This window comes from Saccharothrix sp. HUAS TT1 (assembly GCF_040744945.1).
Classification (GTDB): domain Bacteria; phylum Actinomycetota; class Actinomycetes; order Mycobacteriales; family Pseudonocardiaceae; genus Actinosynnema.
Genome location: NZ_CP160453.1, coordinates 451777 through 471244 on the forward strand (window position 1 = coordinate 451777; position 19468 = coordinate 471244).

General features: G+C 70.4%; 15 protein-coding genes. 4 read left to right on the forward strand and 11 right to left on the reverse strand.

What is annotated here, in order from left to right; translation table 11 throughout:
• The first annotated feature begins 49 nt into the window (after positions 1–49).
• The 3 genes from pip (at position 50) to AB0F89_RS02240 (ending at position 7730) form a co-directional block, all read left to right on the forward strand.
• Positions 50–994, forward strand: a complete 945-nt coding sequence (pip, locus tag AB0F89_RS02230; protein WP_367132028.1) for a prolyl aminopeptidase — start codon at positions 50–52, stop codon at positions 992–994.
• Between the two features lie 126 nt (positions 995–1120).
• Positions 1121–2545: a hypothetical protein gene (locus tag AB0F89_RS02235; RefSeq protein WP_367132030.1), complete on the forward strand. Its 1425-nt coding sequence runs from the start codon at positions 1121–1123 to the stop codon at positions 2543–2545.
• A complete protein-coding gene (locus tag AB0F89_RS02240; RefSeq protein WP_367132032.1) occupies positions 2538–7730 on the forward strand; it encodes a hypothetical protein in 5193 nt (1730 codons plus the stop codon). The genes AB0F89_RS02235 and AB0F89_RS02240 overlap by 8 nt, the downstream gene beginning before the upstream one ends.
• Positions 7731–7734: 4 nt before the next feature.
• Here AB0F89_RS02240 and AB0F89_RS02245 read toward each other — a convergent pair whose 3' ends face one another.
• The 11 genes from AB0F89_RS02245 to AB0F89_RS02295 all read right to left on the reverse strand — a co-directional run bounded on the left by AB0F89_RS02245 (position 7735) and on the right by AB0F89_RS02295 (position 18503).
• On the reverse strand, positions 7735–8475 hold the full coding sequence (locus tag AB0F89_RS02245; RefSeq protein ID WP_367132034.1) for a helical backbone metal receptor: 741 nt from the start codon (positions 8473–8475) through the stop codon (positions 7735–7737).
• A complete protein-coding gene (npdG, locus tag AB0F89_RS02250) occupies positions 8475–9143 on the reverse strand; it encodes an NADPH-dependent F420 reductase (RefSeq protein WP_367132035.1) in 669 nt (222 codons plus the stop codon). Before npdG ends, AB0F89_RS02245 begins: the two co-directional genes overlap by 1 nt.
• Before the next feature lie 92 nt (positions 9144–9235).
• Positions 9236–10642: an RNB domain-containing ribonuclease gene (locus AB0F89_RS02255; protein WP_367132037.1), complete on the reverse strand. Its 1407-nt coding sequence runs from the start codon at positions 10640–10642 to the stop codon at positions 9236–9238.
• A 21-nt stretch (positions 10643–10663) separates the two neighbouring features.
• Entirely contained in the window at positions 10664–10852 is a 189-nt protein-coding gene (locus AB0F89_RS02260) for a hypothetical protein (protein ID WP_367132039.1), read from the reverse strand.
• Between the two features lie 37 nt (positions 10853–10889).
• Positions 10890–11417, reverse strand: coding sequence for a hypothetical protein (locus tag AB0F89_RS02265; protein WP_367132041.1), 528 nt, complete (start codon positions 11415–11417; stop codon positions 10890–10892).
• A 12-nt stretch (positions 11418–11429) separates the two neighbouring features.
• Positions 11430–12431: a C40 family peptidase gene (locus AB0F89_RS02270; RefSeq protein ID WP_367132043.1), complete on the reverse strand. Its 1002-nt coding sequence runs from the start codon at positions 12429–12431 to the stop codon at positions 11430–11432.
• Between the two features lies 1 nt (position 12432).
• On the reverse strand, positions 12433–13041 hold the full coding sequence (locus AB0F89_RS02275) for a hypothetical protein (protein ID WP_367132045.1): 609 nt from the start codon (positions 13039–13041) through the stop codon (positions 12433–12435).
• On the reverse strand, positions 13041–14918 hold the full coding sequence (locus tag AB0F89_RS02280) for a hypothetical protein (protein ID WP_367132047.1): 1878 nt from the start codon (positions 14916–14918) through the stop codon (positions 13041–13043). Before AB0F89_RS02280 ends, AB0F89_RS02275 begins: the two co-directional genes overlap by 1 nt.
• Positions 14915–17731, reverse strand: a complete 2817-nt coding sequence (locus AB0F89_RS02285; protein WP_367132049.1) for an ATP-binding protein — start codon at positions 17729–17731, stop codon at positions 14915–14917. The genes AB0F89_RS02280 and AB0F89_RS02285 overlap by 4 nt, the downstream gene beginning before the upstream one ends.
• Positions 17732–17756: 25 nt before the next feature.
• The gene (locus tag AB0F89_RS02290; protein ID WP_367132051.1) at positions 17757–18227 is read right to left on the reverse strand and encodes a hypothetical protein; all 471 of its coding nucleotides are present in this window, start codon (positions 18225–18227) and stop codon (positions 17757–17759) included.
• Positions 18228–18230: 3 nt separating this feature from the next.
• A complete protein-coding gene (locus AB0F89_RS02295; RefSeq protein WP_367132053.1) occupies positions 18231–18503 on the reverse strand; it encodes a hypothetical protein in 273 nt (90 codons plus the stop codon).
• Between the two features lie 503 nt (positions 18504–19006).
• Here AB0F89_RS02295 and AB0F89_RS02300 point away from each other — a divergent pair.
• The gene (locus tag AB0F89_RS02300) at positions 19007–19231 is read left to right on the forward strand and encodes a hypothetical protein (RefSeq protein ID WP_367132055.1); all 225 of its coding nucleotides are present in this window, start codon (positions 19007–19009) and stop codon (positions 19229–19231) included.
• The last annotated feature ends 237 nt before the right edge of the window (positions 19232–19468 follow it).

Consider the following 19468-nt stretch of genomic DNA (forward strand, 5'->3'; position numbering starts at 1 on the left):
CGTGCGGCGACTTGATCACCCAGGGTCCTCCTCGGGCAGAGTGGTGCCCATGTACCCCGAGATCGAGCCCTACGACCAGGGCCTGCTCGACGTCGGCGACGACAACCGCGTCTACTGGGAAGTGTGCGGCAACCCCTACGGCAAGCCGGTCGTGTTCCTGCACGGCGGGCCCGGTGGCGGCTGCGCGCCCGTGCACCGGAGGTTGTTCGACCCGGCGGCGTACCGGATCGTGCTGATCGACCAGCGCGGCTGCGGGCGGTCGGTCCCGCACTCGTCCGACCCCGACGTGGACCTGTCGGTCAACACCACCTGGCACCTCGTCGCCGACCTGGAACGGGTGCGCGAGCACCTGGGCGTCGACCGCTGGCAGGTGTTCGGCGGGTCGTGGGGCTCGACGCTGGCGCTGGCGTACGCCCAGGCGCACCCGGAGCGGGTGACCGAGCTGGTGCTGCGGGGCATCTTCGCGCTGCGGCGCGCGGAGCTGGACTGGTACTACGGCGGCGGCGCGGGGTCCCTGTTCCCGGAGGTGTGGGAGCGGGTGGTGGCGCTCGTGCCCGAGGGCGACGACGTGATCGAGGCGTACCACCGGCTGTTGAACCACCCCGATCCGGTCGTGCGCGAGTCGGCGGCGGTGGCGTGGAGCGTGTGGGAGGGGTCGACGGTCACCCTGCTGCCCCGGCCGGAGCTGGTGGAGGCGTTCGCCGAGCCCCGGTACGCGCTGGCGTTCGCGCGGATCGAGAACCACTACTTCCGGCACGCGGGGTGGCTGGACGAGGGGCAGCTGCTGCGGGACGCGGGCAGGTTGGCGGGCATCCCGGGCGTGATCGTGCAGGGGCGCTACGACGTGGCCACGCCCGCCACGACGGCCTGGGACCTGCACCGGGCGTGGCCGGGGTCGGAGCTGGTGGTGGTGCCGGACGCCGGGCACGCGTTCGACGAGCCGGGCACCCTGCGCGCGCTGCTCGCGGCGACCGACCGGTTCCGCAGCGCCTGATCGGCCCCTACTCGGCGCGCCACCGATAACGGAGCACTCCCGGTAGGCGATAAGCCGTCACTAGGAGTCACGACGAGGAGCGATCATGGGCTACGCATGTGACCGACCGGCGGAACGGGTGCTCCGGTGAAGCGACGGTTGCACGACGTCGTGGTCGTCGTGCCCGGTATCACCGGCAGCACGTTGAGCCGACGCGGCAAGGTGATCTGGGCGCCGACTCACCGACTGGCCGCCGAATCCGTGCTCCGCCCCGAGGCCTTGGCCCAGGCGCTGCGGTCGGGAGACGGTGATGGGATCACAGCCGATGGCTTGATGCCCGACGCGAAGCTGGTGGGCGGGCTCAAGAAGGTCGACGGCTACACCCGGCTGATCGACGCCCTGGCGAACAACTTCGACGTCCGGCGGGTCAACACCGCGCGTCCCGGTGAGCTCCCGCCCGCCAACCTGATCGAGTTCCCCTACGACTGGCGCCTCGACAACAGGGTGAACGCCCGCCGCCTCGGCGAGGTCGCCGAACGCGCGCTGGGCCGGTGGCAGGTCCACACGGGCATCCCGGACGCACGGCTGGTCATCATCGCCCACAGCATGGGAGGCTTGGTGGCGCGCTACTTCCTGGAAGTCCTCGAAGGCTGGAAGCTGTGCCGCGCTCTCATCACCCTGGGCACACCGTTCCGGGGTTCGCTCGACTCGCTCGGGTATCTGGCGAACGGGTACAAGAAGCTGCGGGTCGACCTCACCGACACGATGCGGACGTTCCCGTCGGTCTACCAGCTGCTCCCGATCTACAAGGCGATCCACAGCGCAACGGGCGCGCACCGCGTCACTGAAGCGGGCGACATAGCGGGGATCGACGGGGAACTGGCGGTGTCCGGGCTCGCGTTCCACCGGGAAATAGAGGCCGCCGTAGCGGCGAACGACCTCGTGGACCCACACCGGTACGCGTTGTTGCCAGTGGTCGGCACGCACCAGACCACCATGCAGTCCGCAGTGCTGGAAGGCGGCACGCTCGCCCTGCGGCCCGATGTCGGCGACGGCGTCGACCGCTACTTCGGTGACGGGCTGAAGGACGGGGACGGCACCGTGCCCATCTCATCCGCGTCGCCGATCGACCAGTCGAACACTTACTTCGACGTGTACCACCCCGAGAAGCACGGCTCGCTGCAGTGCAACCCGGAGGTGCTTAACACGCTCGTGGGCAGGTTGGCGAAGATGCAGGCTCGCCAGCTCGAAAAGCTGCGCGGCCCCGAACCTCAAGTGGACCCGGGCCTGGAGGGAACCAGTCTCGAGATCGACGACGAGTACGGGGTCGGCGAACCCGTCACCATCACAGCTGTAGTGCACTGCGCGGCCGAACCCGCGGATGTGATCGCCGAGGTGGTGGAGGTGGCCACCGGGAAAACCGACACCGCGGTGCTGTCGCGGTCGGGGCACGAGTGGTCGACCACTATGGGGGGCTTGCGGCCCGGCACGTACCGGGTCACGGTGCGTGCGCGCGGCAATGGGCGTTTCCCACCGGACATCCACGACCTCTTCGAGGTCGTGGATGAGTGAGGAGTGGCCACCGTGGCCCCTGATCGACCAGGTGGGCCTCAGCCGATACGTCGTCCCCGGGGTGGAACGGCTCCTCCCGGGGGTGAACCGGCGTGAGCTCTCCGACGGGCCAGGGAAGTTGGTTGCCGTCGCGAAGGCGTTGTACGAAGGGCTCGTCGACCAAGATATCCACTACGACGTGGAGGGTTACCACCCGTCCGAGGCGCTCCAGCGCATTCGCACCCCGGTTGAGGTCCTCTCCGCGCCGCGCCGCGGTACCTGCCTCGACCTGGCCCTGGTGTACGCCGGCCTCCTGGCGGACTACGAACTCCTGGCCGTCGTGGTGGTGCTGGACTCGCACGCCTTGGTCCTATTCTCCCCGGATCACGGCATCCGCGAGTGGAACGACTACCGCCCCGGGTCCGAGGAGTTCCGCTCGGGCGTGGTCGCCGATCCCGCGGTCGCGCGCCGCCTCGTGGAGTCGGGGCGCTTCATCGCGGTGGAGTGCACCGGCTTCGCCTCCACCGGGTCCGATCCGGACGGCACCCTGGCTGCTGCGGAGCGGGTGAACGGCATGCTCCGGTTCGACCGGGCGGTGGAGGTCGGCAGGAAGAAGGTGCTCGACGGCGAAGCGGGGTTCCGGTTCGCCTTCGACGTGGCGATCATGCGCAACGTACAGCGAGTCGAGCCCCACAGGTTGCCGAACCTGCGCGCCCTCGCCGTCGAAGCCGAGATGAACCAGTACGTCATCCCGCACAATCAGGCGATCCGGGAGTTGAGCGGCCGGGCGAAGTACCTGCTGGATAAGCAGCTGAGGTTCGTAACCCCGGGCGCCGACCACGAGGCGGACCCGGCCGGCCTCATCGGGCGGCTGGAGAGCGGCACCGGCGTCCTGCTGATCGGCCCGGCAGGTGCGGGCAAGTCCAGGACGTCGCTGGAGGTCGCCATCCGCGCCCAACGCAAGGGATGGCGAGTGCTGCACGTCCGTCCCGACAGCGAGGTCTCGAACGACCACTTGGCCGCAGCGGTGCGCGACACCTCCTCGCACCGGACCCTGCTGGTGATCGACTACCTGGAGGTGTGCGGCAGCCTCGACCTACCGGACCTGCTTGCGAAGTCAGGTCCCTACCTCGCCGAACGCGGGCGGCACCTGGCCATCATCGCGACGAGCAGGCCCAACAGGCTGCGGCACGTGCGCTCGTTGGGTGCCCTGGACGTGCTCGACCAGGTCGAACTGCGCCTTGACACCGGTTATCAGGACGAGGTGGCCGAGCACATCTTCGCCTCGGTCGCGCCAACAGCACTCAAGAGGCTCGGCATGGAGACCATGATCGAGATCTGCAGCCGTCGACCGGTGATCGCGCTGCTGGTGGCCGGGGACGTCGAGCGCCGGGTGCGGCTCGGGCGGACACCACGTGCCGGTGGCGGGCCCGACGTGCTCGTGCGCTGGTTGCACCGACGCCTCGAAGAGGACGGGATCATCCCGTCGTCAGCCGACACACCCGGCGATTCGCCCTTCGTCGACGACGCGCCGCAAGCGGTGCTACTCGCATGCGCCCTCGCCACAGCGTTGTGCCCGATGCCCGTGGCCCGGGTGCGGGAAACGATCCAACTGCTGCTCGACCGGCTCGGCGATCCCACCCGCGCCGAGGTGCTGATCGATGTCCTGCTGACGATGGGCTGGTTGGAATCAAGAAGTGGCGAGTTGGACATCGTCCACGACATCGTCACAGACCAGTTCCTGGTCGAAGCCCTGGCGCCGGCAGCCGCGCTGCGGGTCCGCGACACCGCGCTGAACACACTGCTGGACCTGGTGCGGACCGAGGCCGACGCGCTGGACCACGTCACCGGGAACATCGCTCGGATGCACGCGGACCTCGTCCGCTCGACTCACGCGCAGCAATTGACCGATGCATGCGTGAAGTGGATCGATGAGCGCTCTCACGAACTGGGAGCGACCTTCGCCGCTTCCCCGGACGGCGGTCACACGTTGTACACGCTGCTGCACGCAGAACCGTGGCAGACGGGTGTCATCTCTGCGTGGGATACCGTCGTCGAGCCCTGGCTGCGCACCGCAATCCCCGACGTCGACCAGGTCAGGTTCTTCCGCTACTCACTGGCGAGCGTGCCCGAGCACGGTGCGGGGCCACTGGCCATCGCCGCCCTGGTGTGGTTGGCCGGCAACAGGGAGAACGTCGAACCCGTCCTGAGCAGGCTACTACGCCGCAGTGACCTCAGCCGCGAGCAACGCACTGTCGCGGTCAAGCACGCCCTGGAGTGGTTGTCCTCGGGGACGACCATCGAGAACGCTACCTTCGCGCTGCGGGGCCTCCTCGACTTCCCGACAGAGGTCGAGGAGGTCGACCGCCGGTCGATCGCCGCCGCCCTGGCTTGGTTGGCGGTCAACCCCGTCGCTCCGGACGCGGACTTCGTGCTCAGCGGGTTGCTCGCCCATCGCGTGCTGTCCGACGACCGGTCGTCCGCGGTCGACCACGCACTGCAGTGGTTGGACCGCTACGGGCGACAGAGCCGCGCCAGTTTCGTGCTGTCGCGGCTGTTGCGGATGACCGGCCTGGACGACGGGCGATCGGCACGGCTCGTCTCGCTCGCCCTCGACTGGGCCGAGCGATACCGGGAGGACCAGCGCTCCAGCCACGTGCTGCGCCCGCTGTTCGATTGGGTGACACCGGAGTCACCCGACCACGCGCGTCTGGTGAGCTATGCCAGTGCGTGGGTGCGGGTCCGCAGTGACACTGCGGCAGCGTCTTTCGTGCTGCCGCGACTCCTCAGCGCGTCTCCGGTGTCACCGGCCGATGCCGCGCAACACGCGCGGTATGCCCTGCAATGGCTGGATCACCGAGATGAGGCCACCAACGCGTTCTACGTCCTGCGCTCGCTGATCGGTTGCGTCAAAGAGGTGAAGAGCGCCGACATCAAGGCCAAGGCCCTCGACCACTCACTTGCCTGGCTGGGATCCAACCTCGACGAGCCGGAAGCCGGTCAGATCTTCGGGTTGCTCGCCACGGCGTCGTGGCCAGCCCAGTCCGAGCGGTCCCAGATCATCACCCTCGCGCTTACTTGGGTGGTGAAACACGCAGAACACTCCACAGTCCCGTCCACCCTCATCCACTTGGTGCGGGAAGCCCTGCCGGAGCATATGGATGAAATCTGCGCCACTGCCGACGACTGGCTGGCCACGCATCGGTCCTCACCAGACTTTCCATCTCTTGCGAGGCTGGTCATCAGCCAACCTGAAGTGAATTCGGCGCACGCGAACCGGGTCGCCAAGATGACTTTCGAGTGGATGACGGAAAACCGCGAGAGCGAGCAATTACCCGGACTCCTGCAATCGATGGCGAGCAAGAGGGACGCCGAATTCACCTACCTCGAACAAGTAGCCGAAAAAGCATGGAAATGGCTCGACACCCACCCCGAGCACGACATGACACCCCGCCTCCTGCGCTCACTGATCGGCAACCCCACAGTGAAGCAGGCCAACGCCACTCGGGCGGCGAAGACGGCAAGGAAGTGGATCGAAGAACACCCTGGCCATGAACAGGTGGTCCACCTGCTGCGCTCACTGATCGGCAACCCCAACTCCGACGTACAGCAGGTCAACATGGCCATGGACACGGCGCTCGACTGGATGGACACCCATCACGAGAGCGAACACGTCCCCGGACTCCTGCAATCGATGGCAAGCAAGTGGGACGCCGAATTCACCTACCTCGAACAAGTAGCCGAAAAAGCATGGAAATGGCTCGACACCCACCCCGAGCACGACATGACACCCCGCCTCCTGCGCTCACTGATCGGCAACCCCAACTCCGACGTACAGCAGGTCAACATGGCCATGGACACGGCGCTCGACTGGATGGACACCCATCACGAGAGCGAACACGTCCCCGGACTCCTGCAATCGATGGCAAGCAAGTGGGACGCCGAATTCACCTACCTCGAACAAGTAGCCGAAAAAGCATGGAAATGGCTCGACACCCACCCCGAGCACGACATGACACCCCGCCTCCTGCGCTCACTGATCGGCAACCCCACAGTGAAGCAGGCCAACGCCACTCGGGCGGCGAAGACGGCAAGGAAGTGGATCGAAGAACACCCTGGCCATGAACAGGTGGTCCACCTGCTGCGCTCACTGATCGGCAACCCCAACTCCGACGTACAGCAGGTCAACATGGTCATGGACACGGCGCTCGACTGGATGGACACCCATCACGAGAGCGAACACGTCCCCGGACTCCTGCAATCGATGGCAAGCAAGTGGGACGCCGAATTCACCTACCTCGAACAAGTAGCCGAAAAAGCATGGAAATGGCTCGACACCCACCCCGAGCACGACATGACACCCCGCCTCCTGCGCTCACTGATCGGCAACCCCCATGCCGCTCAAGGCAACGTGGACAAAGCCGCACAGACCATCGTCGCCTGGCTCGAAAACCACTCCGACGATGTGGCCACCGCAGACCTGTTACGCGCTCTCGGCGGCAGCTCCGCCGATATCGGACACGTCAACCGCGCGGCCGGGACAGGTCTGGCCTGGGCCCGCACCCACCCCGACCACGAGGAGACCCCGCGGCTCCTCAAATCGATGACGAGCACGTGGCACCCTGACTTCACCCACCTCGAACGCATCACGGCCGAGGCGTGGCGTTGGCTCGATACCCACGTCGAGCACCAGTCGGCTCCCGAGATCCTGCGGTCGCTGATCGGCAACCCCAACGCCACCCAAGACAACGTGGACAAAGCCGCACGAACCATTCTGACCTGGGTCGAGACCCACCCCAACGGTGACAGCACCCCACACTTGCTGCGCTCGTTGACTGAGGTCTTGGCCGACGAGGGCCACGTGAACCGGGGGGCGAGCCTGGCGCTCGGCTGGATCGACGACCATCCCGACAGCGACGCCGTGCCTCAACTGGTGCGCGCGATGGTGGGCAACCCCCTCGTCGACCCGCTACTCGCGGAGTCGGCCATGCGGAAGGGCCTCGACTGGGTCGACGGACATTCCGGAGAGGAGGCTGTGCCGGAATTGTTGCGGTCGCTGCTCACCACGCCCGCAGCAGCACCGACCGACCGCACACGAGTTGTCGGGGCCGCACTCGCCTGGACACGGGCGCACCCTGAGCACACCGCTGTCGAAGGGGTGCTGGATGCGGTGCAGAGCGCCGAGAGCCAAGACCTCTCCGACTGAATCCTCATGGTCTGAGCGCCGCTGCCAGCGCCGCCCGCGCCGGGACCAGCGACGGGCCGTACCAGGTGAGGAAGCGGCCCGAGACGTGCACCGGGCGCAGGTCGGGGAAGAACTGCGGGCCGTCGTCCGGGGTGAACAGGTACGGCTCGTCGGGCAGCACCACGACCTCGGCGTCCTGGAGCTCGGCCAGGGCGGGGCGCGGGTAGCGCTCGGCGTGGTCGGCGAACGCGTTGACCACGCCCAGGCGCAGCAGCACGTCGCCGGCGAACGTGTCGCGGCCCAGGACGACCCACGGCTTGCGCCACACCGGGACCACGGCGCGGGTCCACGGCGGCGTCACGTCGCGCCACAGCCGTTCGGCCTCGACCAGCCACTCCGGCTCCGCGTCCCACGCCGTGCCGAGCAGGCGGCGCAGCGAGCCCAGGGCGGCGGGAACGGTGGCGGGCGCGGCCGTGACCCACACCGGGACGCCGTCGGCGCGCAGCCGCTGGACGTCCTCCGGCCGGTTCTCCTCGCTGTTGGCCAGCACGAGGTCCGGTCGCAGCGCCAAAACCCGGTCCACGTCCGGGTACTTCGAGCCGCCGACCCGGGTGACGTCCAGGTCCGGCGGGTGGGTGCAGTAGTCCGTGGCGCCGACCAGCACGGCCGGGTCGACGGACTCGGTGAGCGAGGGCACCAGGCTGACCACGCGCCGCGGCGGGCCGGGCAGCGCGACCGGCTCGCCGAGGTCGTCGACCGGCAGCATCAGATGTCGGTGATCTTCAGGCCGGCGTGCGCCTTGTACCGGCGGTTGATCGCGATGATGTTCGCGGTGAACGCCTCCACCTGGTGGGCGTTGCGCAGCCGGCCGCCGTAGACGCCGCGGAAGCCGGGCACGACCTCGGCCAGCGCGCGGACCAGGTCGGTGGCCTCGCGGTCGTCACCGAGCACCAGCACGTCGTTGTCGACCCGCTCGACGGACAGGTCGGCCAGGTTGACCGCGGAGACGTGGTGGAACGCGGCCGTGACCCGGGAGTCCGGCAGCAGCGCGGCGGCCTGCTGGGCGGCGCTGCCCTCCTCGACGGGCAGGGCGAACGGCCCCTGCTTGTCGAAGCCGAGCGGGTTCACGCAGTCGATCACGACCTTGCCGGCGAGCGGTTCGCGCAACGCCGCCACGGTCTCCGCGTGCCCGTCCCACGGCACGGCGATCAGCACCACGTCGGCCCGCCGGGCGCAGCCCTCGTTGTCCGCGCCGCTGACGTGACCGACGCCGGTCTGCGCGCGCACCTCCTCGGCGGCGGCCTCGGCGCGCTCGGCGCTGCGCGACCCGATGACGACCTCCAGGCCGGCCTTGGCCCACCGCAGCGCCAGGCCCCTGCCCTGCGCGCCGGTGCCACCCAGCACGCCGACGGTGAGCGCACGAATATCAGTCACCCGGCCATCACATCACAGGTGGTCGGGACCGGCCGTGCGATGACGATCACCTGACCGGTCAAGCCGCGGGGGCCGCTGCGTCGCATGAGGCGTCAGGCCCGTTCGAAGACGACCTTGCGGCGCTCGGGGTCGGCTTCGACCAGGCGCACCCCGATCCGCTCCCCCTCGGGCAGGTCCTCACCCGTGCAGCGGCCCATCACCGGCGGTTGGGCGACGAACACGTCCGCGCCGTTCGCGTCGGACCGCAGCACGACCGCCTCGAAGTGCCGGCCGACCCGGTCGGCCAGCACCCACGCCTCGACCTGGTCCAGGCACGCCCGGTCCACCTTGCCCGCCAGCGCGTCCGACCCGCCCATCAGGCCCGGCAGCTGGGGAAGCGCCTTGGCCAGCCACTCCGGCACCTCCTCCCCGGCGGTCACGGCCAGGCACACCTCGGTGGCGAAGCGGTCCACCAGCCGGCGCAGCGGCGCGGTGACGTGCGCGTACGCGGCGCCCAGGCCGGCGTGCGTGGAGATCGCGGGCACCTCGCCGTTGAACGCCGTGTAGCCCGCGCCGCGCAGCAGGCGGGTCGCGTCGACGAACAGCGCCAGCGCCTCCGGCCGGCTCGGGTCCAGGCCCGCGAGCAGCTTCGCCGGCGTCACGCCGTCCGGCCAGGGCACGCCGAGCGCGTGCGCGGACCGCCGCAACGCGTCCACCGCGCCGTCATCCGCGTCCGGCAGCGTGCGCAGCACGCCGACCTTCGCGTCCAGCATGATCTTCGCCGCCGACATGCCGGTCAGCAGGGAGATCTCGGCGTTCCAGGCGTCCACGTCGGCGCGCGGCCGCACGGCGAGCTTCCAGTCGCCGTCGCCGTTCGGCACGATCTCCTGCTCCGGCAGCTGCAGCTCGACCGCGCCGCGCTCGACCGCGCGCTCCCGGCGCAACCGGCCGAAGTCCGGCAGGGCCTCGACCGACGGGTGCGGCGTGCCCGCGTCGAACTGCGCCTGCACGCCCTCGTAGTCGAACCGCGCGGTCGAGCGCACCACCGCCCGGCGCACCCGCACGTCGACCGGTTCGCCGTCCGGGCCGCACTCGAACGTCCACAGCACCGAGGGCCGGGTCTGCTCGGGCAGCAGGCTCGCCGCGCCCTCCGACAGCACCGGCGGGTGCAGCGGCACGTTGCCGTCGGGCAGGTACAGCGTCTGGCCGCGCCGGCGCACCTCGGCGTCCAGCGCGCCGTCCGGCACGACGAACGCGCCCAGGTCGGCGATGGCGTAGTGCACGCGGAAGCCGGACCCGACCCGCTGCACCAGCAGCGCCTGGTCCAGGTCCTTCGCGCCGGGCGGGTCGATCGTCACCAGCGGCAGCGCGGTCGCGTCCTCGCGGTCGGCCGGGTCGACGTCGCGCGACACCGCCGCCCGCGCCTCGGCCAGGGCGGCGGCCGGGAAGTCCTCGGGCAGGCCGAACTCGGTGCGGATGCCGCCGAAGTCCAGGTCCGCTCGGCCGGTGCGGATCACCATGGGGTGCACCCTAGGCCGGCTTCAGCGCTTCCCCCACTCCTTGTCCGACTCGTCCTCGGCCTTCGTCCGCTCCCGGGCCAGGTCCAGGGCGCGCTGCGCGGTGGCCTCGTCCGGGTAGGGACCCATGCGGTCGCCGCCCCGGCAGCCAACGCCGTGCTCGACCGTCTTGTGGGTCAGGCAGTAGTACCAAGCGTTCGGATCAGCAGCCATGCCCCCAGGTTTCCACGCGCGGGGGCGCATGTCATGTTCACCACTTGGGCGGCGCGGGCGCCTGCACCGGCAGCGGACCCGACTGCGGGTAGGACGGCTGCGGCACCGCGGGCGGCTGGGGGAAGCCGCGCGGCGGCGTGCTCTGGTTGGCGTTGGCGTGCTCGCCGGGGATCGGGTCGAGCACCGACACCAGCACCGTGCGGTGCTCCGGGTCGGGGATCAGCGCGCCGCTGCGGTCCCGGTAGACCAGCTCGCCGTCCGAGTCGATCTCGACGATCGCGCCGACCTCGGCCAGCTGGTCCTCGTCCAGGTCGACCAGCCGCTCCACCCGGGACGGCACCACCCGGTACACCGGCCAGTTCAGGTGCGCGTACGCGCGGTGGAAGTCGGCCAGCAGGTGCGCCATCTGCTGCTGCCACGGCAGCGGCATCGCCTCGACCAGCGACCGCGGCAGCACCGCGTAGGACTGGTCGGTGCCGGGCGGCCGGGTGTTGAGGTAGTCCCGCGTCGGCGTGCTCGACGCGGGCGGCCCGGCATGCCGCCGGATGGGGTCGTGGTTGAACACCGTCGTGCCTCCCTACACGCCCGGCCGGACGGCCAGCGGCATCAACTCGTAGTAGTCCCAGTTGATCTTGCTGATCTTCACCACGTCACCGGTCTGCGGCGCGTGGATGTACTCGTCGCCACCCAGGTACATGGCGACGTGGTGCACGGTGACCGGGTTGCCCGGGTTGGTCGCCCAGAAGATCAGGTCACCGGCCTTGGCCTCCCGCACGGGCAGGTAGGCCCCGCCGGACATGTACTGGTCGTTCGCCACCCGCGGGATCTTCACCCCGGCCGCGGCGAACGCCTTGACCAGGATGCCCGAGCAGTCCCACGCGTCCGGGCCGTTGCCGCCCCACAGGTACGGCTCGCCCAGCTGCTCCTTCGTGAAGTCGATCGCGGTGGCCGCCGCGTTCGACGCGAGCAGGAAGTCGCCGACGCTCTCGCCGCACCCGGCCGGGTCGCTGACGTCGCCCTCCTGGGCGATCAGGAACGCGGCCATGGCCTCCCAGTTGTGGTACCGGTCCGGGAACGCCGAGCGCTCGACGTTCTGCGCCGAGTCGCCGGGCCGCCGCTCCTCCCAGTCCGGCAGCTTGAGCAGCACGTCGTAGAACTTGTTGATCGCGTACTCGGGGTCGGTCACCTGCTCCGGCGTGCCCCAGCCCATCGAGGGGCGCATCTGGAAGATGCCCAGCGAGTCGCGGTCGCCGTAGTCGAGGCTGCGCAGCCCGGACTCCGTCATGCCCGCCTGGATGGCGATCTGCCAGGCCAGCGGCGGCAGCTCGCGCTTGCGGCCGATGGAGATGATGTTGGCGACGGTGGTGCGCTGCTCCTCGGTGAGCCGGTCCGCCTCCGCGCGGCCCTTCTCCTCGCCGCCACCGCCCCACGGGCCGATCGAGGCGTTGCAGCTGGCCATCCGGATGCCGGCGGCCTCCTCGGAGGGGGTGTTCTCGTTGATCACGGTGGAGACGCCGTTGGTCACGGTCACGGCGACCACCGCCACCACCGCGGCGACCACGATTCCGATCTTCAGCATGTCACCCCACCTTGGCCCAGTCGGTCACGACCCAACCCTCCGGCAGCTTCGCCACCGTGACGATCAGCCTGCCGTCCTCCAGCTCCGCTTCGAACTCCGCCGAATCGGTGAACGACTTGATCGGCTTGACCGCCTTGTCGACCACCGCGGGCACCTGCACCGGGTCGACCGACTCCAACTGAGGGAACTTCTCGTCCGCCGTGTAGGGCTCCAGCCCGGCCAGCCACTGGGCCTTGGTGGTCTTGCCCGGCTCGAACGAGCTGAACGCGTCCACCCACATGTCCGCGACCAGCTGCGTGTTCGGGTTCACCGGGGCGGAGGTGAGCGCGGCGGTGGGGCTCGGCGCCTTGGTCGGCAACGGGGTGGACGTCGTGCTGGGCAGCACGCCGACCTGGTTGCCGCCGCTGCCGCCGGTCGGGACGACCGACGTGGTGCCCGCCGTGCCACCGCCGCGCTTCGGGTCGATCGCGCTCGGCACCACCACGCTGATCGTGGTGATCAGCGCGATCACCGCGATGATCGTGCCCATCAGGTGCCGCGGCGAGCGCAGCGGCCACCCCCACAGGCGTCGGTACACGGCCACCCGGCCACGATTGGTCCGAATCGGCATCAGCTGTCCCTGACCTCAAGCCCGCGTGACGGCCGGTAGATCACGTGCACCTGCCGTCCCGCCACCACCTCGGTCCCCGCCCGCCGCGGCCCGGGGACCGAGGGCGCGTCCAGCACCCGACCGCTCCCGCTCACCCGTGAGGGCACCAGCACCGCGTCGTCCAACCGGTCGTAGTTCCGGTCGGCGACGGGCGGCGCGTCGACCACCCTGGACCGCGCGACCGGCAACGCCGCCGCACCGCCGTACCCGGCGGGCAGCGCCGGCGCCGCACTGCCCCCGCCGACCTCGCTGTTCCCGTTCCGGTCCAACCGCTGCGCGGTGGCGACCACCGGGTTGGCCGCCTCGGGCCGCACCCGCCGCCGGTCCCGCTGCGGCACCTCGGGGCCGTCGGGGTCGGAGTCGCGCACGGTGTCCCAGAACTCCTCCTGGGGCGAGGGGCCTTCCTTCTTCTTGCGCAGCCTGGACAGCACGCCGCCGCGCATGGGCAGGGCGTTGCTGGCCGAGCCGACCGACATCTCGACCATCTGCCACATCCGGCGCAGCGGCTTGCCCACCATGAAGCAGACGAGCGTGAGCATCAGCCCCAGCAGCGCCTTGGTCAGCAGCGTCAGCCCGGTCGCGTTGAAGATCGCCTGGAGCAGCAGCGCGTGCGTGCCCGCCAGCACCGCGAGCACCAGCACGTTGAACACCGTCACCGCGGCCGCGCGGGCGACCTTGCGCAGCAGGTCGTGGTGGATCAGCGCGACCAGGCCGATCAGCGGGCCGGCCAGCGTGAGCACCCGGAGCAGCAGCTGCGCCAGCAGCACGGCGGCCTTCGCGAACAGCTGGAACAGCGAGAACGCGACGGCTTGCAGCAGCGACAGGAACCCGGCGCCGGTGCGGCCGCCGTCGTCGCCGGTGAAGTAGCCCTGGGTCGGGCCCAGCTGCTTGTAGATGCTGTCGAACTGGGCCTTCTTCGCGTTGAGCGCGGTCTGGTCGCCGTCCTTGTGCTCGGCCAGCTCCTGCACGCTCCACGCCTGCGCGGCCAGCAGCTGCGGGCCGAACTCGGTCGCCTGCGGCGCGTCGGGCGACCCGAACTCACCGCGCAGCCAGCTCTGGTACACCACCGAGTCGTGCAGCCTCGACGGCAGCACGTCCAGCTGGTCCTGGCCCTCCTCGACGCTGATGAAGCCCGCCTGGATCTCCGACGTCTTGGTGACCAGCGTGTTGTCCAGCAGGTCGTAGAACTGGGGCAGCGCCAGGGTGGACGTCGCCAGCCACATCGCGGCCAGCGCCCACAGCCCCCGCTTGCTGATCGCGGCCAGGTCGCCCTGCCAGATCTGGCGGAACATGAAGACCGCCAGGATCAGCGCGACCAGGCCGAACCAGCGCAGGTAGACGTTGTCGTAGACGCGCTGGACGCCTTCCTTCACCGCCTCGTCCAGCGGCTGCAGCAGGCCCTGGCCCACGACCGTGTAGTGCAGGGCGTTCGTCGCGCCGACGATGTTCTTGCCGACGTTGAACAGCTCGTTGCCCATCCAGGTGTCGAGCACCGGGGTGGCGTTGGGCACCAGGCACTTCTCCTGGTAGGTGTGCCAGATCATGCCCGCGTACCCGTAGGTCAGGTAGGGCGTGTTCGGCAGCCCGTTGCCGATCGGCGGGTCGATCGCGCCGACCATGCCCGACCCGGGCCGTTCCGGGTTGGGCGCCTCACCGCAGGGCGCGGCCTGGGCGGGAGCGGCGCCGATGACGACCTGGAGACCGGTGATCGCCACCACCACGACCATCGCCCGCCACCGGGCGCGGCCCGGGGTGCGGGCGTGGTCCTGCGCCCGTCTGAAGCGCCGTCGCGCGTAGAGCGCGACGGCGACCAGTGCCACCAGGACGAGGGTGCTCATGCCGCACCTTCCCGGCCCGGTCGGCGGTTTCCTCCCTCACCGTGCGCCGAGTCGACCAGTTCGTCGGCCAGGCCGACTTCCAGGTCGGCGGCCAGTTCGTCGTCGTACTCGTCGGTGTACTGCTCCGCGTAGGCGAACGGGTCCTGGGGTGGCGACGAGACCTCCACCTCGGCCGACTCCCCGCCGTCGCGCATGGCGTCCGGGGTGGTGTCCAGGGCGTTGCGCAGGTGCTCCAGGTGCGGCCCGGAGAAGTCGATGCGGATGCGCTCCACGCCGCCCGCGCCGTCGCCGAAGATGAACTGGCGCGGCGCGCGGTCGCGTTCGACGTTGTTCTGCACCACGCCGGGACGCCGGCCCAGTGACGCGACGACCTGCTCGTAGCCGGCCCCGACCGGGACCTTGAGCAGGCGCAGCGCGTCCGCCTGGGCGTCGTCGTCGTCCAGCCTGCCGACGAACACCGAGTCGAGCAGGGCGACGAAGCCCTGGATCTTCAGGAAGTCCGCCGGGATCTGCGACGACAGCAGCACCCGCACGTTCCACTTGCGGGAGTCGCGGGCGAACCGGTTCATCAGCACGCGACCGGTCGGCACCTCGGACAGGAAGAACGCCTCGTCGATCCAGACGCCCTTGCGCAGGTCCTTCGGCCGCTCGTAGATCGACCTCTGGGTCAGCCACGCCGCCAGGTTCAGCATCTCGACGCCGAGCGCTTCCGCGTCGGTCCAGTGCTCGCGCCCGACGCCGTCCTTCGGCAGGTTCAGCCCGGCCATGGTCAGCACGGTCAGCCGGTCGTCCCGCGCCTCGTTGTACGGGTCCGCGTCCTGCTCGGGGATGAGCAGCGACATGCGCTCCCGCATCTCGTCCAGGAAGTCGGCGACGACGACCGCGTGCTCGTGGTGCTCGCTCGCGTCCCGCCGCAGCGCCTCGAACACCATGCCGGGGTGCGCGTCGGGCCGGCCGCCGACCGTGCGGACCGCGCGCAGCAGCACGATCCGGGTCTGCGGCAGCCTGGCCACCTCGAACGGCAGCAGGCCGGACAGCACGTCGAGCACCAGGCGACGGCGGGTGGCGGCGGCCAGCGCGCGTTCCCGCCGCCAGGCCCGCTCCGGGTCCTCCTCGTCCATGAAGTGGTCCAGCTGCGGCTCGGCCACCACCCGGTACGGGTTGAGGATGCCCGCCTGCGCGTTGAGCAGGTTGATCGGCCGCGCGTACGGCTTCAGCTCGGGCAGCTCGCACAGCGCGGCCAGCGGGCCGGACGGGTCGAGCAGCGTCCAGTGCGCCCCGGAGCGCAACGTCTTGTAGACGATGCCGCCGCCCAGGAACGACTTGCCCGCGCCCAGGCCCGCGACCATCGCGGTCAGGCCGGACGAGTCGCGCAGCTCCTGCGCCATCCACGGGTCCCACGCCACCGGCCGGCGGGTCGCGGTCACCGTCTCGCCCAGCAGGATGCCGCGCCGGTCGCCGACCTCGGCGGTGGCGGTCGGGACGGCCGAGGCCGCCCACAGCACCGAGCCGCGGCGCAGGTAGGCCGACGACGACAGCGGCTCGCCCGGGATGAACTCGCGGGCGATCGCGTACTGCGCCTCGGGGTGCTCGATGGCCACCTTCGGCTTGTAGAGGTCGAGCAGGCCCTGGGCCAGCCGCAGCGCCTCGCGCTCGGTCGGGCCGGACACCGCGAGCCGCCACCAGCTGCGCACCCTGGTGCCCAGGGCGGTGAAGCCCGACGTCATCTCGTCGTCGATCTCCAGCACCCGGGACGCCTGGCGGGCCAGCGACTGCGGCGGGTCCAGCTCGTGCTCGTCGGTGTAGTGCCGCACCTGCGAGCGCACCTTGCTCATCTGCCGCTGCAGCTCGCCGGAGACCTCTTCGGGGCGCCGGACGTAGATCCGCGCCGACCACTCGACGGCGGCGGGCAGCCGGTCCGAGCGCTGCACCCACGGGTCGTCCACCTCGGGGATCTGCAGGCCGTGCATCAGACCGACGGTGAGCACCGCGACGTGCCGCTTGACGCCCGCGTTCGAGCCGGTCCGGCCGCGCACGGTGACCGTCGGCGAGTACGGCTCCTGGTGGAAGTCGGCCGCGTCGGTGAAGCTGGCCAGGTCCTCCGGCTCCCACGGCGCGCCGGGCACGGCGGGCAGGTTGCGCGGCGCGGGCAGGCCCAGCGAGCACGACCGGTGCATCAGCCAGGACATCTCCTCGGCCGTCGCCGGGCGGCCCTCCAGGCCGGCCGAGCCGATCACCTGGTCGAGGTGGTCGATCTCGGACTCGATCGCGACCAGCTCGGCGTCCACCGCGTCCGGGAACACCTTCCGCAGCACGGGGGCGGCGCGCTCGACCGCGCGGTCCATCATGTTGCGGGTCTGCACCTGGACGCCGAGGTAGACCTCCTTCTCGGCCATCGACCGGCCCATCAGCTGCTGCTGCTCGCCGACCATGTAGTCGTCGAAGCTCAGCGTGCCGGGCGCGTCCGGCAGCCGGCGCACGGCGTTGTGCACGTGCGCCTCGGCCCACATCCGGATCGGGTACGGGCGGGTCGTCACGCGCAGGTGCATCCAGCGGCCCTGCAGCTCGGCGTACTGGCCCGCGATGGCGGCGATCAGGTCCTGGCGCTGCGAGTCCGACCGGAACGACCAGCGCTGCGGCGCGAGCCGGTACCAGGCGTAGACCTCCTGGCCGGTGCGCAGCAGGTGGCCGTCGATGCTGCGGGCGGCGATCGACGGTGTGTAGCTCGGCACGGCCTGCTCGCCCGGCAGGCGCCGACCGCGCTTGCTGTAGACCTTGCGGTCGTCGCGCGCCGCGGCGGCGTGCTGGGCCACGTGCGCAGCGGAGCGTCGGTCACGGTCACGCCGGCGTCCGAACACCGCGCACCTCCTTCTGACGGCGGTCTTGCTTGCGCTGCTGGGACCGGGTGGCGGCGCCGGCGCTGCCCGCGCCCTTCTTGGGACGTTTGCGCGGCCGGTTCGGGTTGACCCGGATCCGGGCGGCGCTGGCCGCGCCGCCCCGGCCCGAGGTGGTCTCCCGCGGCGCGGTCAGCTCGCGCACCCACATCGTCGTGACCGACGACAGCGGGCGCTCGTGGCTGATCCGCGCGCAGATGAACCTGGTCAGGGCGACCGTGATCACGAAGCCCCAGCCGGTGTTGATGAAGTCGAACCCGAAGCCGACCTGCCGCTGGACAGCGGTGACCAGCAAGAACACCACGATGCCGACACCCCACGCGACGTATCGGGCACGCCACGGGAAAGTCGCTTTGGGCGGGCCGAGCCAGACGGCGTCGACCCGGTAGACCTCGTCGTCAGTGCGTACCCGCAAGGGTCACCCGCCGGTGAACAGGCCGGCGATCCACGAACCGATGGCGCCCGCGTTGCCGCCGACGGCCAGTCCGATGATCGCCAGCGCGATGATGACGCCGCCCAGGCGGCGCATGACCCCGGCGTTGTCGCCCTTGCCGCCACCGAGCCAGAGCAGCAGGACGGCGACTGTCAGCAAGAGGAGGGGGACCAAGTTGTCGAGCATCCACTGGCGCAACCCACCTGTGCCCAGGTTGGGCTGTTCCTGGGCGAGTGTTACCAGGGTCATGGCGGTCATCTCGTACTCCTGAGTACGCAGGACTTCGCCGGGCGGGCCGAGGGGTGCCCGTCCGGTTGGTGCGCTATCGAGTAGAACACGTCTTCGTCACGAGGGGTGGCGAGCGGCTGGCGGTGGGTAGATCAATAACCGTTCCCCTGGCAGTCGATTACGTCTAATCTGACCACAGACATCATGGTTCGGGGGAGGCCGGTGGAGAACCGACGTCCCGGGATTCTCCCGATTGCCGGGATACTTCACCCACCTGCGAACACCCTGGTCACGCACCGTGTGCGCGACTTCCGGCCCCTCAGCCGCCGGCCACTTCGACTCCCCCGACCGGCCGAGCGCCGGACACCCGAACGGTCCGCACAGCGGAGTGATGACGCCGAGGAGGCTCGCCGATGACCCAGCCGCCCGAGGCCGCGCCCGAACCAGCCACCGGAGTGAACGAAATCACCGTCTCCGTGACCGTTTCGGGCGAAGATCAGATTACCGGTGCGGACCGGCCGGCGGGGCGGCGGGTGCAGCGGACCGTCAACTTCGACCAGGACGTGCTGGAACGGGCCCGGGCGGCGGCGACGTACCTGGCGGCGTACGAGGCGGACGCGGGCGTGCGCAGCCTGGCCGACATCGTCAACCCGGCCGTCGAGGCGTACGTGGCCGAGCTGGAGCGCCGCTACAACGGCGGCGAGGCGTTCCGCCCGGTCTTCCGGATGCCACCCGGCCGCCCCTCCCGCCGCGCCTGACCTCCGCGCCCGATCCCCGGGCCGACTGCCGGGCAACGCGAGAGGGCCCCTTCCGACCCCCAGGTGCGGAAGGGACCCCCTCGACCCACGCGCGGCGTCACTCCAACCGGAGATGCGCCGGAAGCCGCTGTTCTGAAGGGTGTCCGGCCGACCGGTCCCCTGTTCCAGGAGCAGTCGTCCAGCGGCGCGGTCTGCGAAGAGGACTCGCGTCGGCCGGGGTTGATACCGAGAACCACT

Excerpts from the sequence above, each read along its gene's own strand:
- AB0F89_RS02280 (WP_367132047.1), bottom strand. The coding sequence starts at position 14,918 with ATGAGCACCCTCGTCCTGGTGGCACTGGTCGCCGTCGCGCTCTACGCG.
- AB0F89_RS02240 (WP_367132032.1), top strand. The coding sequence starts at position 2,538 with ATGAGTGAGGAGTGGCCACCGTGGCCCCTGATCGACCAGGTGGGCCTC.
- AB0F89_RS02270 (WP_367132043.1), bottom strand. The coding sequence starts at position 12,431 with ATGCTGAAGATCGGAATCGTGGTCGCCGCGGTGGTGGCGGTGGTCGCC.
- pip (WP_367132028.1), top strand. The coding sequence starts at position 50 with ATGTACCCCGAGATCGAGCCCTACGACCAGGGCCTGCTCGACGTCGGC.
- AB0F89_RS02260 (WP_367132039.1), bottom strand. The coding sequence starts at position 10,852 with ATGGCTGCTGATCCGAACGCTTGGTACTACTGCCTGACCCACAAGACG.
- AB0F89_RS02275 (WP_367132045.1), bottom strand. The coding sequence starts at position 13,041 with ATGCCGATTCGGACCAATCGTGGCCGGGTGGCCGTGTACCGACGCCTG.
- AB0F89_RS02295 (WP_367132053.1), bottom strand. The coding sequence starts at position 18,503 with ATGACCGCCATGACCCTGGTAACACTCGCCCAGGAACAGCCCAACCTG.
- AB0F89_RS02245 (WP_367132034.1), bottom strand. The coding sequence starts at position 8,475 with ATGCTGCCGGTCGACGACCTCGGCGAGCCGGTCGCGCTGCCCGGCCCG.
- AB0F89_RS02255 (WP_367132037.1), bottom strand. The coding sequence starts at position 10,642 with ATGGTGATCCGCACCGGCCGAGCGGACCTGGACTTCGGCGGCATCCGC.